This is a genomic window from Streptomyces venetus (genome assembly GCF_039540295.1).
Classification (GTDB): Bacteria; Actinomycetota; Actinomycetes; order Streptomycetales; family Streptomycetaceae; genus Streptomyces; species Streptomyces venetus.
Map to the genome: position 1 here is coordinate 273,536 of NZ_BAABET010000003.1, position 17,409 is coordinate 290,944.

Sequence of the window (17,409 nt, forward strand, 5' to 3'; positions counted from 1 at the left end):
GCACCGAGCGAAGCATTCTGCTGCACATAGTCGGCTTCGTCCTCACTTGAAGGTCCCCTTTTCCCCCGTCAGGTACGACGATGGCTCATTCGGGCACGTCATGGCCACAGAATCGATGCATCATGTTCCTGCATGTTCAGGACCCTGGGGGGTGGAAATTTGGGATCGAATCAGGCGAATGAGACACATCCCCATTCGATTACCGAGTTGTGCGAGGAAGGTGGCCGCCTTTACACCATGGCACTGCGTGCCGGACGTCTGGCGCGCAGGGACGCGGACCCCGCGCCGTGCCTGATCGAACTGGCCTTGCTCCACCCCGATCCGGACGACCCGACCTGGCTTCGCCCGGTTCCCCCTGTGGTAGCCCTCTCCCGGCAGCTCAACCCCCTGGAACAGGAGATAGCCGACCGCCGGCGACGGGCGGTGGCAGTCGCGGAGATCTTTCAGCCGTTCATGACCCTCGGCGCCCAGATGGCCACGACCAGCGACTCCATCACCGTCCTGGAGGGCGGCGAGCGGATCAACGCCGCGCTGAACATCGCCACGTCCCAGTGCCAGAAAGAGATGCTCACGCTCCAGCCGAGTGACCGCGTGTCCGAGCGTAGCCTCCTGCAAGGGATGAAGCGCGACAGGCCGTTGATCGAACGTGGCGTGCGGATTCGCACGGTCTACCAGCACACGGCCCGGTACAACCCGGAGCAGCTGACCTACTCCGCACGGCTCGCCGACGGCAAGGCGGAGTACCGCACGATCGACGAGCTCGTGGAGCGCCTGATCATCTGCGACGAGACCGTCGCCTTCATCCCCATCCGGGACGACCAGCAAGTCGCACTCGAGCTACGGCACCCGGGGATCATCCGGTACCTGATCAAGGTGTTCGAGTTCATGTGGAACCGGGCGGTTCCCCTGAGCGAGACCACTCCCTACGAGATCGCGCCGGACGGCATCACGGAGATCCAGTACTCCATAGCCAAGCTCCTCGTCGAGGGCCACGTCGACGAGGCCATCGCCCGTCGCCTGGGCATGAACGTGCGCACCTGCCGGGCCCACATCGCCAAGCTGGCTTCGTTGCTGGGCAGCGGCAGCCGGGCCCAACTCGGCTACCTCATCGCGCAGTCGGGGATCCTGGAGCGGGAGGAAGTGCCCGAGTGAGCGCGCCGCACCACGAGCACGGCAAGGAAGATCTGTGCTCCGCAGGCACGGAGCTGTACGAACGGGCCCTGCGTCAGGGGCAGCTGCCGACCGCGGATGCCCAGGCCGCCCCCTGCCTCACCGACCTGGGCCTGTTGCGCCCCGCCGTCGACGACCCGATTCAGTTGGAGCCCGTCGCGCCGGTCGTCGCGCTGCACCGGCTGCTGCGGACGTACGAGGAGCGGATCGCGGACGAACGGCGGCGTGAGGCACGGCTGGCCGAGACGTTCGGCTCGCTCATGCGGATCGCCGACCCGCCTCTCGCGGCGACCGGCACCCGCACGCTACAGCTGCACACGGGCACGGAACCGATCAACCGGGCGATCGCCGAGGCCATGGCCGACGCCTCCGAAGAACTGGTCACCGTCCAGCCCCGGGCCGGACTCACCGGCGAACGCGGTCAGGTCGCCGACGCCGCGTCCCTCGGCCGCGACCAAGCCGCGTTGGACCGTGGCTGCCGCATACGCACCCTGTACCCGCACACGCTGCGCCACTTCCCGATCATCGCGGCCCGTTGCGAGCGCCTGAAGGGCGACGTTCAGATCCGCACGCTGGACGAAGTCCCCGACCGCCTGATCCTCATCGACCGCGCGGTCGCCTTCGTCCCGGCCGGCGAGGACGGCAAACTCGCCCTGGAGATCCGGCACCCGGCCATCGTGGACCACTTCGCCACCACCTTCGACCGCCTCTGGCGCCTGGCCACCCCCATGTACCCCATAGCCGCCCCCCGGCCGTCCCACAACGGCATCACCCCCCGCCAGCACGCCATAGCCACCCTCCTCGTCGAAGGGCACACCGACGCCGTCATAGCCGACCGTCTCGGTATGAACATCCGCACGGCCCGTGTCCACATCGCCAAGCTCGCGGCGACGCTGGGGAGTCAGAGCCGGGCGCAGCTCGGGTTTCTCATCGGACGCTCGGGGATCCTCGACCGGGAACCTTGACGGCCGCGCCGGAGCGCGGAGGGCCGTCCAGGCCGGCCTGGGCGATGCGGACACCCAGCTGCGTACGGCTCGCCGCGCCCAGCGTCTCCGAGAGCCGGGCGATGTGGGCCCGGCACGTCCGGACGCTGATCCCCAGCCGTTCCGCGATCACGGCGTCCTGATGCCCCTCCGCCAGCAGGGCCGCGATCGACCGCTCGCGGTGGGAGATGCCCTCGATGCCGGTGTCGGGGAGCGGCGCGGTCAGCGGGATGGCGAGGCGCCACAGGCGCTCGAAGACCGTGACGAGGTACTCGACGATCGCCGGGTGCCGTAATTCGAGGGCCATCGTGCGGTCGGTGTTGGCGGGGATGAAGGCGACCGTCCGGTCGAACAGGATCAGCCGGTCGATCACCTCGTCCAGCGTGCGCGCCTCCACCGCGTCGCCCATCAGCTCCAGATACGTGAGCAGCCCCTGCCCGTGCCGGGCGACGTGCGTGTACAGGTCCCGCATCCGCACCCCGCGGCCGCGCAGGGCCAGCGCCCGGTGGAGCCCCTCGGAGAGTTCCGCCTCACGCCGGATGCCGCCGGGCTGGACCGTGAGCACCTCGGTCGTGCACGCCTGCGTGGCCTCGTCCATGGCGGCCTGGATCCGGGCGAGTCCGTCCAGGACCCGGATCGCCGGGCCCTCCGCCACCGACGTGTCCGGCCGCACCTGGCGGCCGAGGCCGGCGTACCACTCGACGGCCGCCACGGCCGAGCCCACCCGCCGCTGACTCGCGCTCACCTCGTCGTACATCCCGCGCAGCAGCCGGGTCATGACCTCCTGCGGGGAGGTCGGCACCAGCCAGTCCATGTCGTCGGGGTCCGGGTGCAGCAGGGCGAGTTCCAGCAGACAGGGCACCGGGTCCGCGTCCCGGCGCGGCACACGGCCCCGCCGTACGGCCCGGGAGTACACGCGATCCCCGGCCCCGCACAGTCGGTCGGCACCGTGTGGATGCTCCTCCGCCCCGTGCCCGGCCATCGCCCATCCCACCCCCGGTTTCGCCGTCTTCCGCAGCGCAACTATGCGCGGACCGGACCTGCTCCGCAACACGGCTCCCCGCGCCGCCACCGCCGGAAACCACCGGTACACACCGGTATCTCCACGCCTCAGCTCGTCGCGTTGCAACAAAGGGCCGGGGGGGTGACCGAAACGGAGTCCTGCCGGGGGCGGATGACTCCGAGGGGGGTGCGGGCGGCGTCGGCCGCCGCCCGCCGGAGGGGCTACTTCAGGCCGATCTCCGAGCACGCCGCCTTGTACTGCGCCGTGCAGATGTCCGACAGCTTGTAGATGTCGTCGGCGACGACCGTGTCCTTGATGTTCTCCTTGGTGAGGGCGACCACGGGCACGAGCTGGGCCGGGATGCCCTTGTCCGTGGGGCTGTCGACCTTGTCGCGGGTGAGGGCGGCGAACTGGATGTCGCGGCCCTGGACCTTGGCCACGGCCATCTCGGCGGCGTTCTCCGCCTCCTGGGGGTACGACTTGTAGACGCTCATGTACTGCTCGCCGGTGATGATCCGCTGCACCGCGGAGAGTTCGGCGTCCTGCCCGGTGATCGGCGGCAGCTCGGTCACGCCCGCGGCCTCCAGCGCGTCGACGATGCCGCCCGCCATGCCGTCGTTGGCGGAGTAGACCGCGGCGATGTTGCCCTTGCCGATCTTCGCGATCGCCTCGGCCATGTTGGCCTGCGCGTTCTCCGGCTTCCAGTCCTTGGTGTCGAAGGACTGCGCGATCGTCACCTTGCCGTTCAGCTCGGACATCGCCCCGGCCTTGAACTGCTTGGCGTTCGGGTCCGTCGGAGAGCCGTTCATCATGACGATCTTGTCGGAGAGGCTCGCGTCCTCGCCGATGGCCTCCAGCAGGGTGCGCCCCTGGACCTCGCCGACGAGCTCGTTGTCGAAGGAGATGTACGCGTCGATCGGGCCCTCGGCCAGCCGGTCGTAGGCGATGACCGGGATGCCCGCCTCCTTGGCCTTCTTCACGCCGCTCGCGATGGCCTGCGAGTCGACCGCGTCCAGCAGGATCACGTCGACCCGGTCGTCGATCATCTTCTGCATCTGCGTCGCCTGCTGCCCGGCGCGTGCCTCGGCGTTGGCGTACACGACGCGGCCCTTGTTGTTGGTGAGGGACTCGACCTTCCTCTTGATGATCGGGTAGTCGAAGTTCTCGTACCGGGTGTTCGCCTTCTCCGGGAGCAGCAGCCCGACCGTGATGTCGTCGCCCTTCGCCGGGCTCGCGTCGTCGCTGCTCCCGGTCGCGTTGAGCACGCCGCAGCCGGCGAGCGTGACGGACATCGTGGCGACGGCCACGGATATGGAGATACGACGACGCATGCGGGAGCTCACTTCGCGTGTGATTCGGACGTGGGCACAGCTTTGTGGCCCATGTGACTGAAAAGCCAACGCGGAGCGGGCCCCCAGCGTCAAGCGGAAGCACTTAACGAGATGACAACACCACGCTCCGCAACGGTTGTGAAGACGGTGCGGAATCGTCTCCAAGTGCTCTGCACCGGTCAGTCATTGACAGGAGATCCGGCGAAACCGGGTCAGGTCAGACGAAAGGGGCCGGGAGTTGCCTCCCGGCCCCTTTCACTCACGCGTACGCGTCAGTCGGACTGCTGCTGTCTCTTCGGCCGCCACACCACCAGCGCGCTGGTCTGCTGGACCTCCTGATACGGCACCAGGTCCCGGCGGTACGACGCGTGCACCGCCGCCTCGCGCTGCCGCATGGCCGCCGCCGCGCCGTCGAGCGCGTCCTCCATCTCGGCCACCCGGGCCTGGAGGGCGGCGACCTGGTTCTCCAGTTCGATGATGCGCTTGATGCCCGCCAGGTTGATGCCCTCGTCCTGCGACAACGCCTGCACCTGGCGGAGCAGTTCGATGTCACGGGCCGAGTAGCGGCGGCCCCGGCCGGCGGTGCGGTCCGGGGACACCAGGCCCAGGCGGTCGTACTGGCGCAGAGTCTGCGGGTGCAGGCCGGACAGCTGGGCCGCCACCGAGATGACGTAGACCGGGGTCTCCTCGGTCAGTTCATACGGATTGCGTCGACGACCGTCCATCTGACTCATGCTCCCTTCGCGGCCTGGAACAGCTCCGCCCGCGGATCCTCACCCGCGGTCGCCTCGCGATACGCCTCGAGTGCGTCACGAGCCTTCCCCGTCAGGTCCGCCGGAACACTCACCTCGACGGTGACCAGAAGATCGCCGCGGGTGCCGTCCTTGCGGACCGCGCCCTTGCCCCGGGCGCGCATGGTACGCCCGTTGGGGGTGCCCGGCGGGAGCTTCAGCGTGACGGGCGGGCCGCCCAGCGTCGGCACCCGGACCTCTCCGCCGAGGGCCGCCTCGGCGAAGGTGACCGGGACGGTGACGGTGAGGTTGTCGTCCTTGCGGCCGAACACCGGGTGGGAGTCGACGTGCACGACGACGTACAGATCGCCCGCCGGGCCGCCGCGCTCACCCGGCGCACCCTTGCCGCGCAGCCGGATCCGCTGGCCGTCGCTGACGCCCGCGGGGATGCGCACCTGCATGGTCCGCGAGGACTTGGCCCGGCCGCTGCCCTTGCAGACCTCGCAGGCGTTCTCCGCGATCAGGCCGCGGCCCTTGCAGTCGGGGCAGGGGTCGGTCAGGGAGAAACCGCCGCCGCTGCCCCGGGCGACCTGCCCGGTGCCGACGCAGGTCGGGCACACCCGGGGCGTGCCGTTCTTGTCGCCGGTGCCCGAGCAGGCCTTGCAGGGCGACTGCGAGGACATCCGCAGCGGGACGGTCGCGCCCTCGATCGCCTCCGTGAAGCTCAGCGTGACCTCGGACTCGATGTCCTGGCCGCGCCGCGGCTGCGTGCGCGTCCCCGCGCCCGCGCCACCGCGGTTGAACAGGCCCCCGAAGACGTCACCGAGACCGCCGCCGAAGCCGCCGGCCCCTTGGCCGCCGCCCTGGGCGCCGCCTCCGAAGAGGTCGCCCAGGTCGAAGTTGAAGGAGCCGCCCGCGCCGCCCGGCCCCGGGCGGAAGCCGCCGTTGCCGAAGAGGGCGCGTGCCTCGTCGTACTCCTTGCGCTTCTTGGGGTCGCCGAGGATGTCGTTGGCCTCGGAGATCTCCTTGAAGCGCTCCTCCGCCTTGACGTTTCCCTTGTTGGCGTCCGGGTGGTTCTCGCGGGCGAGCTTCCGGTACGCCTTCTTGATCTCGGCCTCGGTGGCGTCCTTGGGGACGCCGAGGACCTTGTAGTAGTCCTTCTCGATGAAGTCCTTGGTGCTCATCCTCGACGCCCCTCCTTCCCTTCGTCCGCTATGTCGTCAGCCCTCGTCCGGGCCACCGCTCTCCTTGTCGTCGGCGTCGGCGGACTCGTCCGCCTTGACCGTCTGTGCCCCCGGCTGGGGTTCGGCCACGGCCACCCGCGCGGGGCGGATGGTGCGCTCGCCGATCCGGTACCCGGGCTGCAGAATCGCCACGCACGTCGTCTCGGTGACGTCCGGTGCGTAGCTGTGCATCAGGGCTTCGTGGATCGTCGGGTCGAAGGGCTCGCCCTCCTTGCCGAACTGCTGCAGACCCATCTTCGCCGCGGTGCTCTCCAGCGACTCGGCGACGGACTTGAAGCCGCCGACGAGTTCGCCGTGTTCACGCGCGCGGCCGATGTCGTCGAGCACGGGCAGGAGCTCGGTCAGGAGGTTCGCGATGGCGATCTCCTTGACCGCGATCCGGTCACGCTCGACCCGGCGGCGGTAGTTCTGGAACTCGGCCTGGAGGCGCTGGAGGTCCGCCGTGCGCTCGCCGAGCGCCGTGCGGGCCTGGTCCAGCTGGGCCACCAGAGCCACGTCCTGGCCCGTGTCCCCGGCCGGGGCCGCCCCCTCCTCAGCGGAGGGGGAGGCGGCCTTCGGCTCGGCGTCGTCGGAGGTGGCGCCGGAAGGGACGTCGGGCTGCTGCTCGTCGAAGCCCGGGGTCTCCTCCGTCACGCGGCACCGTCCTTCCGGTCCTCGTCGACGATCTCGGCGTCGACGACGTCGTCGTCGGCCTTGGCACCGGCGTCACCGGCGGGGCCGCCCGCGGCCTGCGCGGCGTTCGCGTCGGCGTACATGGCCTGGCCCAGCTTCTGCGAGACGGCCGCGACCTTCTCCGTGGCGGTGCGGATCTCGGCCGTGTCCTCGCCCTTGAGCTTCTCCTTCAGCTCGCCGACGGCTTCCTCGACCTCGGTCTTGATCTCGCCCGGGACCTTGTCCTCGTTGTCCTTGAGGAACTTCTCGGTCTGGTAGACGAGCTGCTCGCCCTGGTTGCGGGACTCGGCGGCCTCGCGGCGCTTGTGGTCCTCCTCCGCGTACTGCTCGGCCTCCTGGCGCATGCGGTCGACCTCGTCCTTCGGCAGCGAGGAGCCGCCGGTGACGGTCATCTTCTGCTCCTTGCCCGTGCCCAGGTCCTTCGCGGTCACGTGCATGATGCCGTTGGCGTCGATGTCGAAGGAGACCTCGATCTGCGGGACGCCGCGGGGCGCCGGGGGCAGACCGGTCAGCTCGAACATCCCGAGCTTCTTGTTGTACGCCGCGATCTCGCGCTCGCCCTGGTAGACCTGGATCTGCACGGACGGCTGGTTGTCCTCGGCCGTGGTGAAGATCTCGGACCGCTTGGTCGGGATCGTGGTGTTGCGCTCGATGAGCTTGGTCATGATGCCGCCCTTGGTCTCGATGCCGAGGGACAGCGGGGTGACGTCGAGGAGCAGGACGTCCTTGACCTCGCCCTTGAGGACACCGGCCTGGAGGGCGGCGCCGATGGCGACGACCTCGTCCGGGTTGACGCCCTTGTTGGCGTCCTTGCCGCCGGTCAGCTCCTTGACGAGCTCGGCGACGGCGGGCATACGGGTCGAGCCGCCGACCAGGACGACGTGGTCGATCTCGCTGATGGAGATGCCGGCGTCCTTGATGACGTTGTGGAACGGCGTCTTGCAGCGCTCCAGCAGGTCCGCGGTCAGCTGCTGGAACTGGGCGCGGGTGAGCTTCTCGTCGAGGTGCAGGGGGCCCTCGGCGGAGGCGGTGATGTAGGGCAGGTTGATCGAGGTCTCGGTGGACGAGGACAGCTCGATCTTCGCCTTCTCGGCGGCCTCGCGCAGACGCTGCAGGGCCATCTTGTCCTTGCCCAGGTCCACGCCGTGGCCGGACTGGAACTGCTGGACCAGGTAGTCGACGATGCGCTGGTCCCAGTCGTCACCACCGAGGTGGTTGTCACCGTTGGTGGCCTTCACCTCGACGACACCGTCGCCGATCTCCAGCAGCGAGACGTCGAACGTACCGCCACCGAGGTCGAAGACCAGGATGGTCTGGTCGTCCTTGTCGAGGCCGTACGCCAGGGCGGCCGCGGTGGGCTCGTTGACGATGCGCAGCACGTTCAGACCGGCGATCTCGCCGGCCTCCTTCGTGGCCTGGCGCTCGGAGTCGTTGAAGTACGCCGGGACGGTGATGACCGCGTCGGTCACCTTCTCGCCCAGGTAGGACTCGGCGTCACGCTTCAGCTTCTGGAGCACGAAGGCGCTGATCTGCTGCGGGTTGAAAGGCTTCCCGTCGAGCTCGATCTTCCAGTCCGTGCCCATGTGACGCTTCACGGAGCGGATGGTCCGGTCCACGTTCGTGACCGCCTGGCGCTTGGCCACCTCTCCGACGAGCACCTCACCGTTCTTGGCGAAGGCGACGACGGACGGCGTGGTCCTGGCGCCCTCGGCGTTGGTGATGACGGTGGGCTCGCCGCCCTCCAGAACGCTGACGACGGAGTTAGTCGTGCCCAGGTCGATGCCGACCGCACGTGCCATGGTTGATTCCTCCAGCTGACTTGAGTGGAACGGACTCAAGTGTGCACGACGGCCCCCGACCGGTCAACAGAGCTGAGTCGAGCAGGCTCAACTCTTATCCGTTCCTTACACGCAACGGGGCGCTGACCTGCGGCGATACCGGACGCCGTGGGCTTCGGGGACCGTACACGCGAACGCGTGACAGCGCGAGTACGACGGCGAGAGCCACACCCGCCACCCACCACAGGGCGTCCGTGCCGACCCAGCCGGCGTGCGCGAGTACCCCGACGAGCACGCCGGAGAACGCGCCGAACACCAGCAGCAGCGTCGCCCCGTGCACGGTCAGCCCGAGCCGCCGCAGCCGGTGCCCGAGATGGTCCGGCCCGCTCCGCAGAACGGCCCGCCCGTCCAGCCGCCGCGCCACCAGGACCAGTACGGCGTCGGCACCCACCACGGCGGTGAGTGCGCACAGCACCCCCGCGCTCTCCCCGAGCCCCTGCCCGGCCCGCGCGTACACGACTCCCCCGGCCAGCACGAATCCGGCGGACATCGACCCAGAGGCCCCGAGCGCGGCCCGCGCGGGATGCCAGTTGTGGACGAGGAACCCGGTCAGCGCCGCGGCCAGCGCGCTCATCAGCACGGCGATGCCGTCCATCACCTCGATGGCGGCACAGGCCCCCGCGCCGAAGGCCGTCACCACTCCCACGGCTCCCGCGAGCCCGTCGGCGTGATCGAGCCCCCGGAAACCCAAGGTCGCACACACCACCCACCCGACGGCGAGCAGCCCGCTCCCGATCCCCGTCTCCCCGTAGGGCACGACACACGCCGCCGCCACCGCCGTACCCACGGCCAGCACCCGGCGCCGCAGCCGCCACACGTCGTCGACGAACCCGAGCACGGCGACCACGCCCCCGGCGACGAGGAGTTCCAGGACCTCGTCGTCCAGCGGCGGCGCGATGCCGATCCAGTGCCCCGCACCCACGACGGCCCCGGTGACGAGCACGACGGCCGGCCCCCCGGACAACGGCACCTCCCGCTGCCGCCGCCGGTCGAACAGGCGCAGCCGGCGGGCGGGGGCCCGGAGGAGGGCCGTGAGCAGGGCGGTGAGGAGGAGGGCGGTTGCGGCGGCGGCGATCCCGTAGAGCACCGCTCCAAAATAGGGGTGAATGAGGGGATCAGCCGGGAATAACACGATCATCCTGGACATCGCCTCAGGAACAACGCCCGTTGCACGCCCCCGCAGCCTTCACGAATCTCCTCGACCCGCTGCTCCGAGGTCCGGGCACTCAGGCAACCCTCAGCGACGCAGATCACCGCAGGGCTGGCTACAGTGCGACAGAAGATGAGGGTAGTCTCAGACGGACTGCATAAGTTACCGCTTAGTAATTTCGGGGAACCTTCGGGAACGAGAGGTCGCCCCGACGAAACCCCTCGCAGGCCCGAGGAGCCCCCATGCAACTCGCCGCGATCATCGTGTCGCTGGTACTGACCGTGGTCGGCGTCGCACTGCTCGCACGCGCGATCGGCCAGTTCGTCCGGTACTTCAAGCTGGGCCAGCCCGTGCCCGCCGGTGCCCGGACCGACAACCCCTACCAGCGCAGCGTGACCCTGGTGAGGGAGTTCCTCGGCCACACGCGCATGAACCGGTGGGGCATCGTCGGCGTCGCGCACTGGTTCGTGGCGATCGGCTTCCTGACGCTGCCGCCGACCATCATCACCGCGTACGGCCAGCTCTTCCAGGCCGACTGGACGCTGCCGGTGCTCGGCGGCTTCCTGCCCTACGAGCTCTACATCGAGTTCATCGCCGCGATGACGACCCTCGGCATCGCCACGCTGATGGTCATCCGCCTGCTGAACCTGCCGTCGCGCCCGGGCCGCAAGTCCCGCTTCGCCGGCTCGAAGATGGGCCAGGCGTACTTCGTCGAGTACGTCATCCTCACCATCGGCCTGGCGATCTACGTGCTGCGGGGCCTGGAGGGCGCACTGCACCACGTGGAGGGCTACGAGGCCGCGTACTTCGCCTCGTACCCGCTGGTCCTGGCCTTCAAGGGCCTGAGCGTCACGGCGCTGCAGAACCTGGTCTACTTCTTCGCGATGATCAAGCTGGGCACGACCATGATCTGGATGATCACGGTCAGCCTGAACACCAACATGGGTGTGGCCTGGCACCGCTTCCTCGCCTTCCCGAACATCTGGTTCAAGCGCGAGGCGACGGGCGGCACGGCCCTCGGCGCCCTGCAGCCGATGACGTCCGGCGGTAAGCCGATCGACTTCACCGACCCGGGCGAGGACGACGTCTTCGGCGTCTCCCAGGTCGAGCAGTACTCCTGGAAGGGCCTGCTGGACTTCTCCACCTGCACCGAGTGCGGCCGCTGCCAGTCGCAGTGCCCCGCCTGGAACACGGGCAAGCCCCTCTCCCCCAAGCTGCTGATCATGTCCCTGCGGGACCACGCGCACGCCAAGGCGCCGTACCTGCTGGCCGGCGGCGGCAAGACGATGGAGGGCGAGGAGAAGGCGTCCGAGGAGCAGCTCGCCTCGGTGCCCGCGGCAGCCCTGGCCGAGGCCGAGCGCCCCCTGGTCGGCACGCTGGAGGAGAACGGCGTCATCGACCCGGACGTCCTGTGGTCCTGCACCACCTGCGGCGCCTGCGTCGAGCAGTGCCCGGTGGACATCGAGCACGTCGACCACATCGTCGACATGCGCCGCTACCAGGTCATGATCGAGTCCGCCTTCCCCAGCGAGGCCGGCACGATGCTCAAGAACCTGGAGAAGAAGGGCAACCCCTGGGGCCTGGCGAAGAAGCAGCGCCTGGAGTGGCTCAAGGAGGTCGACTTCGAGGTCCCGGTCGTCGGCAAGGACATCGAGGACCTCACCGAGGTCGAGTACCTGTACTGGGTCGGCTGCGCCGGTGCCCTGGAGGACCGCGCGAAGAAGACCACGAAGGCCTTCGCCGAACTCCTGCACATCGCGGGCGTCAAGTTCGCCATCATGGGCGGCGACGAGAAGTGCACGGGTGACTCCGCCCGCCGCCTGGGCAACGAGCCCCTCTTCCAGGAGCTCGGCATGGAGAACGTCATGGCGCTGAACATGGCGTTCGGCGAGGAGACGGACGACGAGGGCAAGGTCGTCCCCGAGACCGCGAAGCCCAAGTCGGCCAAGAAGATCGTCGCGACCTGCCCGCACTGCCTCAACACGCTCGGCAACGAGTACCCGCAGCTCGGCGGCGACTACGAGGTCATCCACCACACGCAGCTGCTCCAGCACCTGGTGGACGAGGGCAAGCTCATCCCGGTCACGCCGGTCGAGGGCATCATCACGTACCACGACCCCTGCTACCTGGGCCGCCACAACAAGATCTACACGCCGCCGCGCGAGATCATCGCCAGCGTCCCGGGCATCCGCAACGAGGAGATGCACCGCCACAAGGAGCGCGGCTTCTGCTGCGGCGCCGGTGGTGCCCGGATGTGGATGGAAGAGCGCATCGGCAAGCGCATCAACAACGAGCGCGTCGACGAGGCCCTGTCGGTCAACCCCGACATCGTCTCCACGGCCTGCCCGTTCTGCCTCGTGATGCTCACGGACTCCGTCAACGGCAAGAAGAACGACGGCAAGGCCAAGGAGTCCATCCAGGTGGTGGACGTGGCCCAGCTGCTGCTGGACTCGGTGAAGACGCCGGTCCCGGCGGAGGACGCCGACGACGACGGCGAGCCGCCGGCGGGCACGGCGGACTCGGCGAACGCGCCGGAGCCTGAGCCGGTGAAGTAGGCGACTCCCGCGGGTAGTCGCGACCGCTCCTACCGCTCCGACTGTTCCGTCTGTTCCGACGCCCCTTGTCCCGAGCCATCGGGACAAGGGGCGTCGGCGTTGGGGCGTCGGCGTGGGGCGGTGTGTGGTCTAGAGGGCGCCCCGAGGGCCGTTCCCGCGGGGGTCGTTCTCCTCGTACCAGCGTTCTTCCTCGCGTCGGCCCTCCTCACTCATGGAGTACTTGATCGTGCCGACGAGTACCGCCAGAGTGAGGCCGCAGAAGGCCACCACGAGGACGAACGACACGATCGCGCTGACGACAGCGGCGATGACGTTCCAGAAGACGTAGGCGAAGACGGCAACCGTCACCAGTTTGGCGATGAAGTGCCATGGTTGCGGAATCCCGCGGTAGGGCTTGGGCAGCCTTTGCAGGAAGGACAAGAGGGCCATCAGCACCTTGTCCTCGTTGTCCTCCTCCCGGCCCGGGCGATGCCGCGCCGACGACTGTTCCGCCTTCCCGGGCGTGGAGAAACGTCGACCCGACTCCCGAGGCCTGTGGCCGGCCATTCCAGCCCCCTTCCTGAAGCGACAGCAGGGGACAGCGATGGTAGGGAAGGCGCGGGCCTGGGATTTCGCGATGACCGGGACACCGCGTCACTTGGTTGAAAACGACCGAGGCAGAACCCATGGCGTCTCGTGCGGCCCGGATCTGGCGAGCGCTGCACATGAGCACGGGTACTCAGACGCACTGTTCTCGCGGAGGGCCAGGTAATCGCCGGCACCTGCGGAGGCGTCCACTTCCCGCACTGCACGAGGTCCGCCAGGGAGGTCTCGAAGCCGCGCCTGCACGGCCGAACGCCCTTTCCGTGGCCGTGTGTTGACGGCCGTCGCGCGTGTTTCGCTTTGGCGGTGCCCCGCGGCCTTTCGGGGTCATGACTCGATCGCGGCGGACACCTCGACGAGAAGCGACTCGACCTCCGCTCCCCAGCGCGAGCTCACCACCAAGTCCCTTGCGGGGTCGACCCAGAGCAGGTGGCCGCCGCCGTTTCCGCGGGCGCAGCGCCCGGTGGAGGGGGCCTTGGGCCAGACCGTGCGGTCGTCGTTCAGCCACCACGACAGCCCGTAGTTCGACTTGACCGGGCAGGGCTGCCACATCTCCTCGATCCACCCGGCGGACAGCAGCCGGCGCCCGCCCCACACTCCGTTCCTCAAACACAGTTGACCTATCCGGGCCAGGTCGAGGGCGCTGATCCACAGTCCGCCGCCCCAGTGCGCGCCGCCGGACACCACGGGGACCCGCCGGCCGTCGATCTCGACCGCGGAGTCGGCATAGCCGTGCCAGGACCAGCCGGACGAGGCCCCGATCGGTGCCATGATCCGCTCGTGCAGTACCTCGGGCAGGGGCCTGCGGAGCAGGACGGTGAGCGCCAGGGCGGTCAGGTTCACCCGGACGTCGTTGTAGGCCCAGCCCGCCCCGGGCGGCCCGCCGGCGGACTCCGTTCCCTCGCGGGTGCTCTGGGCGTCGGCCCAGGTGGGCTTGGACCACAACTCGCCCTCCCACTGGCTGGACTGGTCCAGCAGGTGCCGCCAGGTGATTCGCCGTGCGTGGGCGTCGCCGAACTGCGGCAGACCGACCGAGCGGCACACGGGCTCGTCCAGCCGGAGCAGTCCGTCGTCGTAGGCCAGCCCGGCCACCAGGGACAGGACGCTCTTGGTGGCGCTGAAGGCCATCTCCGTCCGCTCAAGGTCTCCCCAGGAAGCGAGCACCACTCCGCGCCGCACCACGACACCGCTCGCTCCCTGTCCGTCGAGGAGGGGGCCCAGCACCTCCCGATGTGAGACGTCGCGGACCTGGGAGGCCAGGTAGGACCGCATGTCCTGGACACCTGGGGTGGTGCGCCCAGCCTGTTCCTTCGCGGCACGTGCCAGCCGGGCGCCGTCCACCCCCGACCGCGGGTCGCCGGCGTCCCCGACCCCGTCCAGACGATGCTCCACGTTTTCCACCAGCCCCACCCCTGCATGTCTACGGACCGTCCGCCAGGATCCTGGCATGCAGTTCGACGATCCCGGCATCCTGAACGACGTGTGCACACAGCGGCTCGGCGAGAGAGCCGGGCGGCAGTTCGCCGCCATGGCGCGCCGTGGCTTCCGGCTGATCCGCCCGGCCGAGGGGGCTGAGGGGGCTGAGGCGACCGGTCGGTGCCGGCTCGGTGGTCCCGCCCTTCTCGAACCGGAGAGCCGCTGGCCCGAGCACGACGGTGTTCCGCTGTCCCTGCACGCCGTGCTGGACACGGATGCCCTCGCTCCCTGGCTGGGCGCCGAACTGCCCGTGCGGCCCGGCCTGCTCAACTTCTTCTATCTGGATCCGGACGTGCCGTACGAGGAGTACCGCACGCTGGACCTGTATCACTCCGGTGTGTGGCGCGTCGTTCCCGCCGACCCGGCGCGGGCGGTCGAGGTGACGGCCCCACGGCCGGCGAGGAGTTACCCGGCAATCCCTGTCCACGCGGCCGGGGTCACCATGCTCCCGGACTGCTGGGACGTCGAGGACGGTGACCTGGACTACGACAGGGATGAGCACTGGGGAGCGGCATCGCTGTTCCTCACCGAGATGGCGGATCTCGACGGCAACACCGCAGGCAGTCACTGTGCCTTCGGCTGGCCGGACACCTCGCACACGTTGCCGGTGTCGTCCCGTGACGCGGACGGCAGGGCGGCCGTCCATCTGCTCCAGCTCGCGGAGGACGCCGAGTTGGGGTGGGGCTGGGGAGACGCGGGGACGTTGTACTTCACGATCCCGGCCGAGGCGCTCGCAGCCGGCGACTTCAGCAGGGCGGTGGCGCAGCTCCTCTGCGGCTGACGCCGCTGGCATGGGGATCTGCCTGGGATCCACTTGGTATCCACCTGTACCCGCTTGGTCCCACCTGGATCCACCTGGGATAACCACGGGTAACCGGCGCCAGTGCGCGGAGGGGTGGTGCGGGGGCGCACATTGGGGCGCGCGGTATTCGCGAATGCACCCGCCGAGAGCCGCCGCACGAGTCCGCCCACCCCTGAAATATGAAGATCATCTCCCCCGGAAAAAGCCTCCGATCTGGCACTTGACCAAGCGTCACCCCTCAACCAGAACTCATCTCTTCACACTTCAAAGGTATCGAAACAGTAAAAGGGGTTCCGTCTAGCGAACCTTTGTTGAACTATGAAGGTCCACAAATGAGGGGGGTTTGTGAAGATCACTGGTTGCGCTTCGCGCACGTTCGGGCAGGGGGCCCGGGCAGGCCGGTGACGCGGTGGTGGTGGTGACGTTCCCACGCCGCTCCATGCAGTACCCGCAGTACCCGACGCCGCGGTCGCCTGCTTCAGGAACAGGCAACCGCACTTCAGGGGCGCCGTTTTCCCGGCCCAGCGTGCGCGCACGGGCCGGCTCAAGGTGAGGAAACCACCATGCACATATGTGTGCTGGGGCAGGGCTACGTCGGCCTGCCCTTGGCCGTGAGGGCCGCAGAGGCCGGTCACACCGTGACCGGTTACGAGCCCGACCCGACGCGCTGCGAGGCGCTGGCGGCAGGGTCGTCGTACGTCGAGGACATCCCGTCCAGCCGGCTTCAGGCCGTGTCGGCCTCGGGCGCGTACCGTGCCAGTTCCGACCCGCAGGACCTCAAGGGCTTCGACGTCGCCGTCATCACCGTGCCCACTCCGCTGACCGACCGGGCGCCCGACCTGAGTTGCGTACGGGACGCCGGTCGCGCGCTCGCCCAGTGGATCGAGCCGGGCGCCACCGTCGTACTCGAGTCCACCACCCACCCGGGCACCACCCGTGACGTGCTCGTCCCGCTGCTGGAAGAGGGCTCCGGCCTCGTCGCCGGGCGCGACTTCCACGTCGGGTTCAGCCCCGAGCGCATCGACCCGGGCAACGCCGACTGGCGGCTGGAGAACACGCCGAAGATCGTCGCCGGGATGACCGAGGACTGCCTGCGGCGCGTGAAGGAGTTCTACGACTCCGTCACCGAGGTCACCGTGCCCGCTTCGGGGCTCGAGGAGGCCGAGCTGGCCAAGGTCTTCGAGAACACCTACCGGCACGTCAACATCGCGCTGGTCAACGAGCTTTCGCGGATGGCCCACACGCTGGGCGTGGACGTCTGGCACACCCTGGAGCTGGCGGCGACCAAGCCGTTCGGCTTCACCAAGTTCCTGCCCGGCCCCGGCGTCGGCGGACACTGCCTGCCCATCGACCCGGTCTACCTCAGCCACCACGTCAAGGCCCGGCACGGACAGACCTTCCGGCTCATCGAGCTGGCCCAGGACATCAACGAGAGCCAGCCGGACTACGTGGTGCGCCGCCTCCAGGACGCCCTCAGCCGCCGGTTCCGGCGGAGCGTGCACGGGGCGCGGATCCTTGCGCTGGGGGCGGCTTACAAGCCGGGCACGTCGGACGCCCGCCAGTCGCCGGCCGTCGAGGTCACCGACCGGCTGCGCGCGATGGGGGCGGACGTCACCGTCGTGGACCCCTATCTGCCGGTGGCGGAGGGGAGTTGCCGGGAGATCCCCTTCACGGCGACGGAGCAGGGAGTGAACGTCGCCGACTTCGACGCCGTCGTCCTGCTCACCCCGCACGACGAGTTCGACCTCGCCCGGCTCGCCGACGAGGCGGCCTACGTACTGGACACCCGTGGCGTCATGGCCGCGGCAGCCCACATCGAACGGCTCTAGGGCCACCACAGGACACCGGCTCCAGGGCCGCAGGAAAAGAGGA

General features: G+C 69.2%; 14 protein-coding genes. 5 read left to right on the forward strand and 9 right to left on the reverse strand.

Features of this window, described 5'->3' with window-relative positions; genetic code table 11:
- Nucleotides 1-132: 132 nt before the first annotated feature.
- Together ABEA82_RS11005 and ABEA82_RS11010 are read left to right on the forward strand one after the other, a co-directional pair.
- Complete coding sequence (locus ABEA82_RS11005; protein WP_345661208.1) at nucleotides 133-1,152, forward strand: helix-turn-helix transcriptional regulator; 1,020 nt, start codon at nucleotides 133-135, stop codon at nucleotides 1,150-1,152.
- Nucleotides 1,149-2,135 carry a helix-turn-helix transcriptional regulator gene (locus tag ABEA82_RS11010; RefSeq protein ID WP_345661209.1) on the forward strand — a complete coding sequence of 329 codons (987 nt, stop codon included), beginning with the start codon at nucleotides 1,149-1,151 and terminating at the stop codon, nucleotides 2,133-2,135. The genes ABEA82_RS11005 and ABEA82_RS11010 overlap by 4 nt, the downstream gene beginning before the upstream one ends.
- Here the strand turns inward: ABEA82_RS11010 and ABEA82_RS11015 are convergent.
- The 7 genes from ABEA82_RS11015 to ABEA82_RS11045 form a co-directional block, all read right to left on the reverse strand.
- Nucleotides 2,098-3,135 (reverse strand): helix-turn-helix transcriptional regulator, encoded by a 1,038-nt coding sequence (locus ABEA82_RS11015; protein WP_345661210.1) that lies wholly within the window; start codon nucleotides 3,133-3,135, stop codon nucleotides 2,098-2,100. The two genes, ABEA82_RS11010 and ABEA82_RS11015, sit on opposite strands and share 38 nt — an antisense overlap.
- Before the next feature lie 242 nt (nucleotides 3,136-3,377).
- Nucleotides 3,378-4,487: a sugar ABC transporter substrate-binding protein gene (locus tag ABEA82_RS11020; RefSeq protein WP_425588507.1), complete on the reverse strand. Its 1,110-nt coding sequence runs from the start codon at nucleotides 4,485-4,487 to the stop codon at nucleotides 3,378-3,380.
- Nucleotides 4,488-4,759: 272 nt separating this feature from the next.
- Nucleotides 4,760-5,212: a heat shock protein transcriptional repressor HspR gene (locus tag ABEA82_RS11025; RefSeq protein ID WP_003991778.1), complete on the reverse strand. Its 453-nt coding sequence runs from the start codon at nucleotides 5,210-5,212 to the stop codon at nucleotides 4,760-4,762.
- A 5-nt stretch (nucleotides 5,213-5,217) separates the two neighbouring features.
- Nucleotides 5,218-6,402: a molecular chaperone DnaJ gene (dnaJ, locus tag ABEA82_RS11030; RefSeq protein WP_345661212.1), complete on the reverse strand. Its 1,185-nt coding sequence runs from the start codon at nucleotides 6,400-6,402 to the stop codon at nucleotides 5,218-5,220.
- Nucleotides 6,403-6,438: 36 nt separating this feature from the next.
- On the reverse strand, nucleotides 6,439-7,095 hold the full coding sequence (gene grpE / locus ABEA82_RS11035) for a nucleotide exchange factor GrpE (RefSeq protein ID WP_142161421.1): 657 nt from the start codon (nucleotides 7,093-7,095) through the stop codon (nucleotides 6,439-6,441).
- Entirely contained in the window at nucleotides 7,092-8,933 is a 1,842-nt protein-coding gene (gene dnaK, locus ABEA82_RS11040) for a molecular chaperone DnaK (protein ID WP_345661213.1), read from the reverse strand. The genes grpE and dnaK overlap by 4 nt, the downstream gene beginning before the upstream one ends.
- 94 nt (nucleotides 8,934-9,027) lie before the next feature.
- Entirely contained in the window at nucleotides 9,028-10,059 is a 1,032-nt protein-coding gene (locus tag ABEA82_RS11045; protein ID WP_345661214.1) for an MraY family glycosyltransferase, read from the reverse strand.
- 305 nt (nucleotides 10,060-10,364) lie between these two features.
- On the opposite strand from ABEA82_RS11045, the gene ABEA82_RS11050 reads away from it, so the two are divergent.
- The gene (locus ABEA82_RS11050) at nucleotides 10,365-12,677 is read left to right on the forward strand and encodes a (Fe-S)-binding protein (protein WP_345661215.1); all 2,313 of its coding nucleotides are present in this window, start codon (nucleotides 10,365-10,367) and stop codon (nucleotides 12,675-12,677) included.
- Between the two features lie 129 nt (nucleotides 12,678-12,806).
- On the opposite strand, the gene ABEA82_RS11055 is transcribed toward ABEA82_RS11050, so the two are convergent.
- Nucleotides 12,807-13,223, reverse strand: a complete 417-nt coding sequence (locus ABEA82_RS11055) for a hypothetical protein (RefSeq protein ID WP_345661216.1) — start codon at nucleotides 13,221-13,223, stop codon at nucleotides 12,807-12,809.
- 363 nt (nucleotides 13,224-13,586) lie between these two features.
- Nucleotides 13,587-14,651 (reverse strand): serine hydrolase domain-containing protein, encoded by a 1,065-nt coding sequence (locus ABEA82_RS11060; protein WP_345661217.1) that lies wholly within the window; start codon nucleotides 14,649-14,651, stop codon nucleotides 13,587-13,589.
- A gap of 55 nt (nucleotides 14,652-14,706) precedes the next feature.
- Here ABEA82_RS11060 and ABEA82_RS11065 point away from each other — a divergent pair, with 55 nt between their 5' ends.
- Both ABEA82_RS11065 and ABEA82_RS11070 read left to right on the forward strand, forming a co-directional pair.
- Nucleotides 14,707-15,516: a DUF1963 domain-containing protein gene (locus ABEA82_RS11065; RefSeq protein ID WP_345661218.1), complete on the forward strand. Its 810-nt coding sequence runs from the start codon at nucleotides 14,707-14,709 to the stop codon at nucleotides 15,514-15,516.
- 584 nt (nucleotides 15,517-16,100) lie between these two features.
- Nucleotides 16,101-17,366, forward strand: a complete 1,266-nt coding sequence (locus ABEA82_RS11070; protein ID WP_345661219.1) for a nucleotide sugar dehydrogenase — start codon at nucleotides 16,101-16,103, stop codon at nucleotides 17,364-17,366.
- Nucleotides 17,367-17,409: the final 43 nt, after the last annotated feature.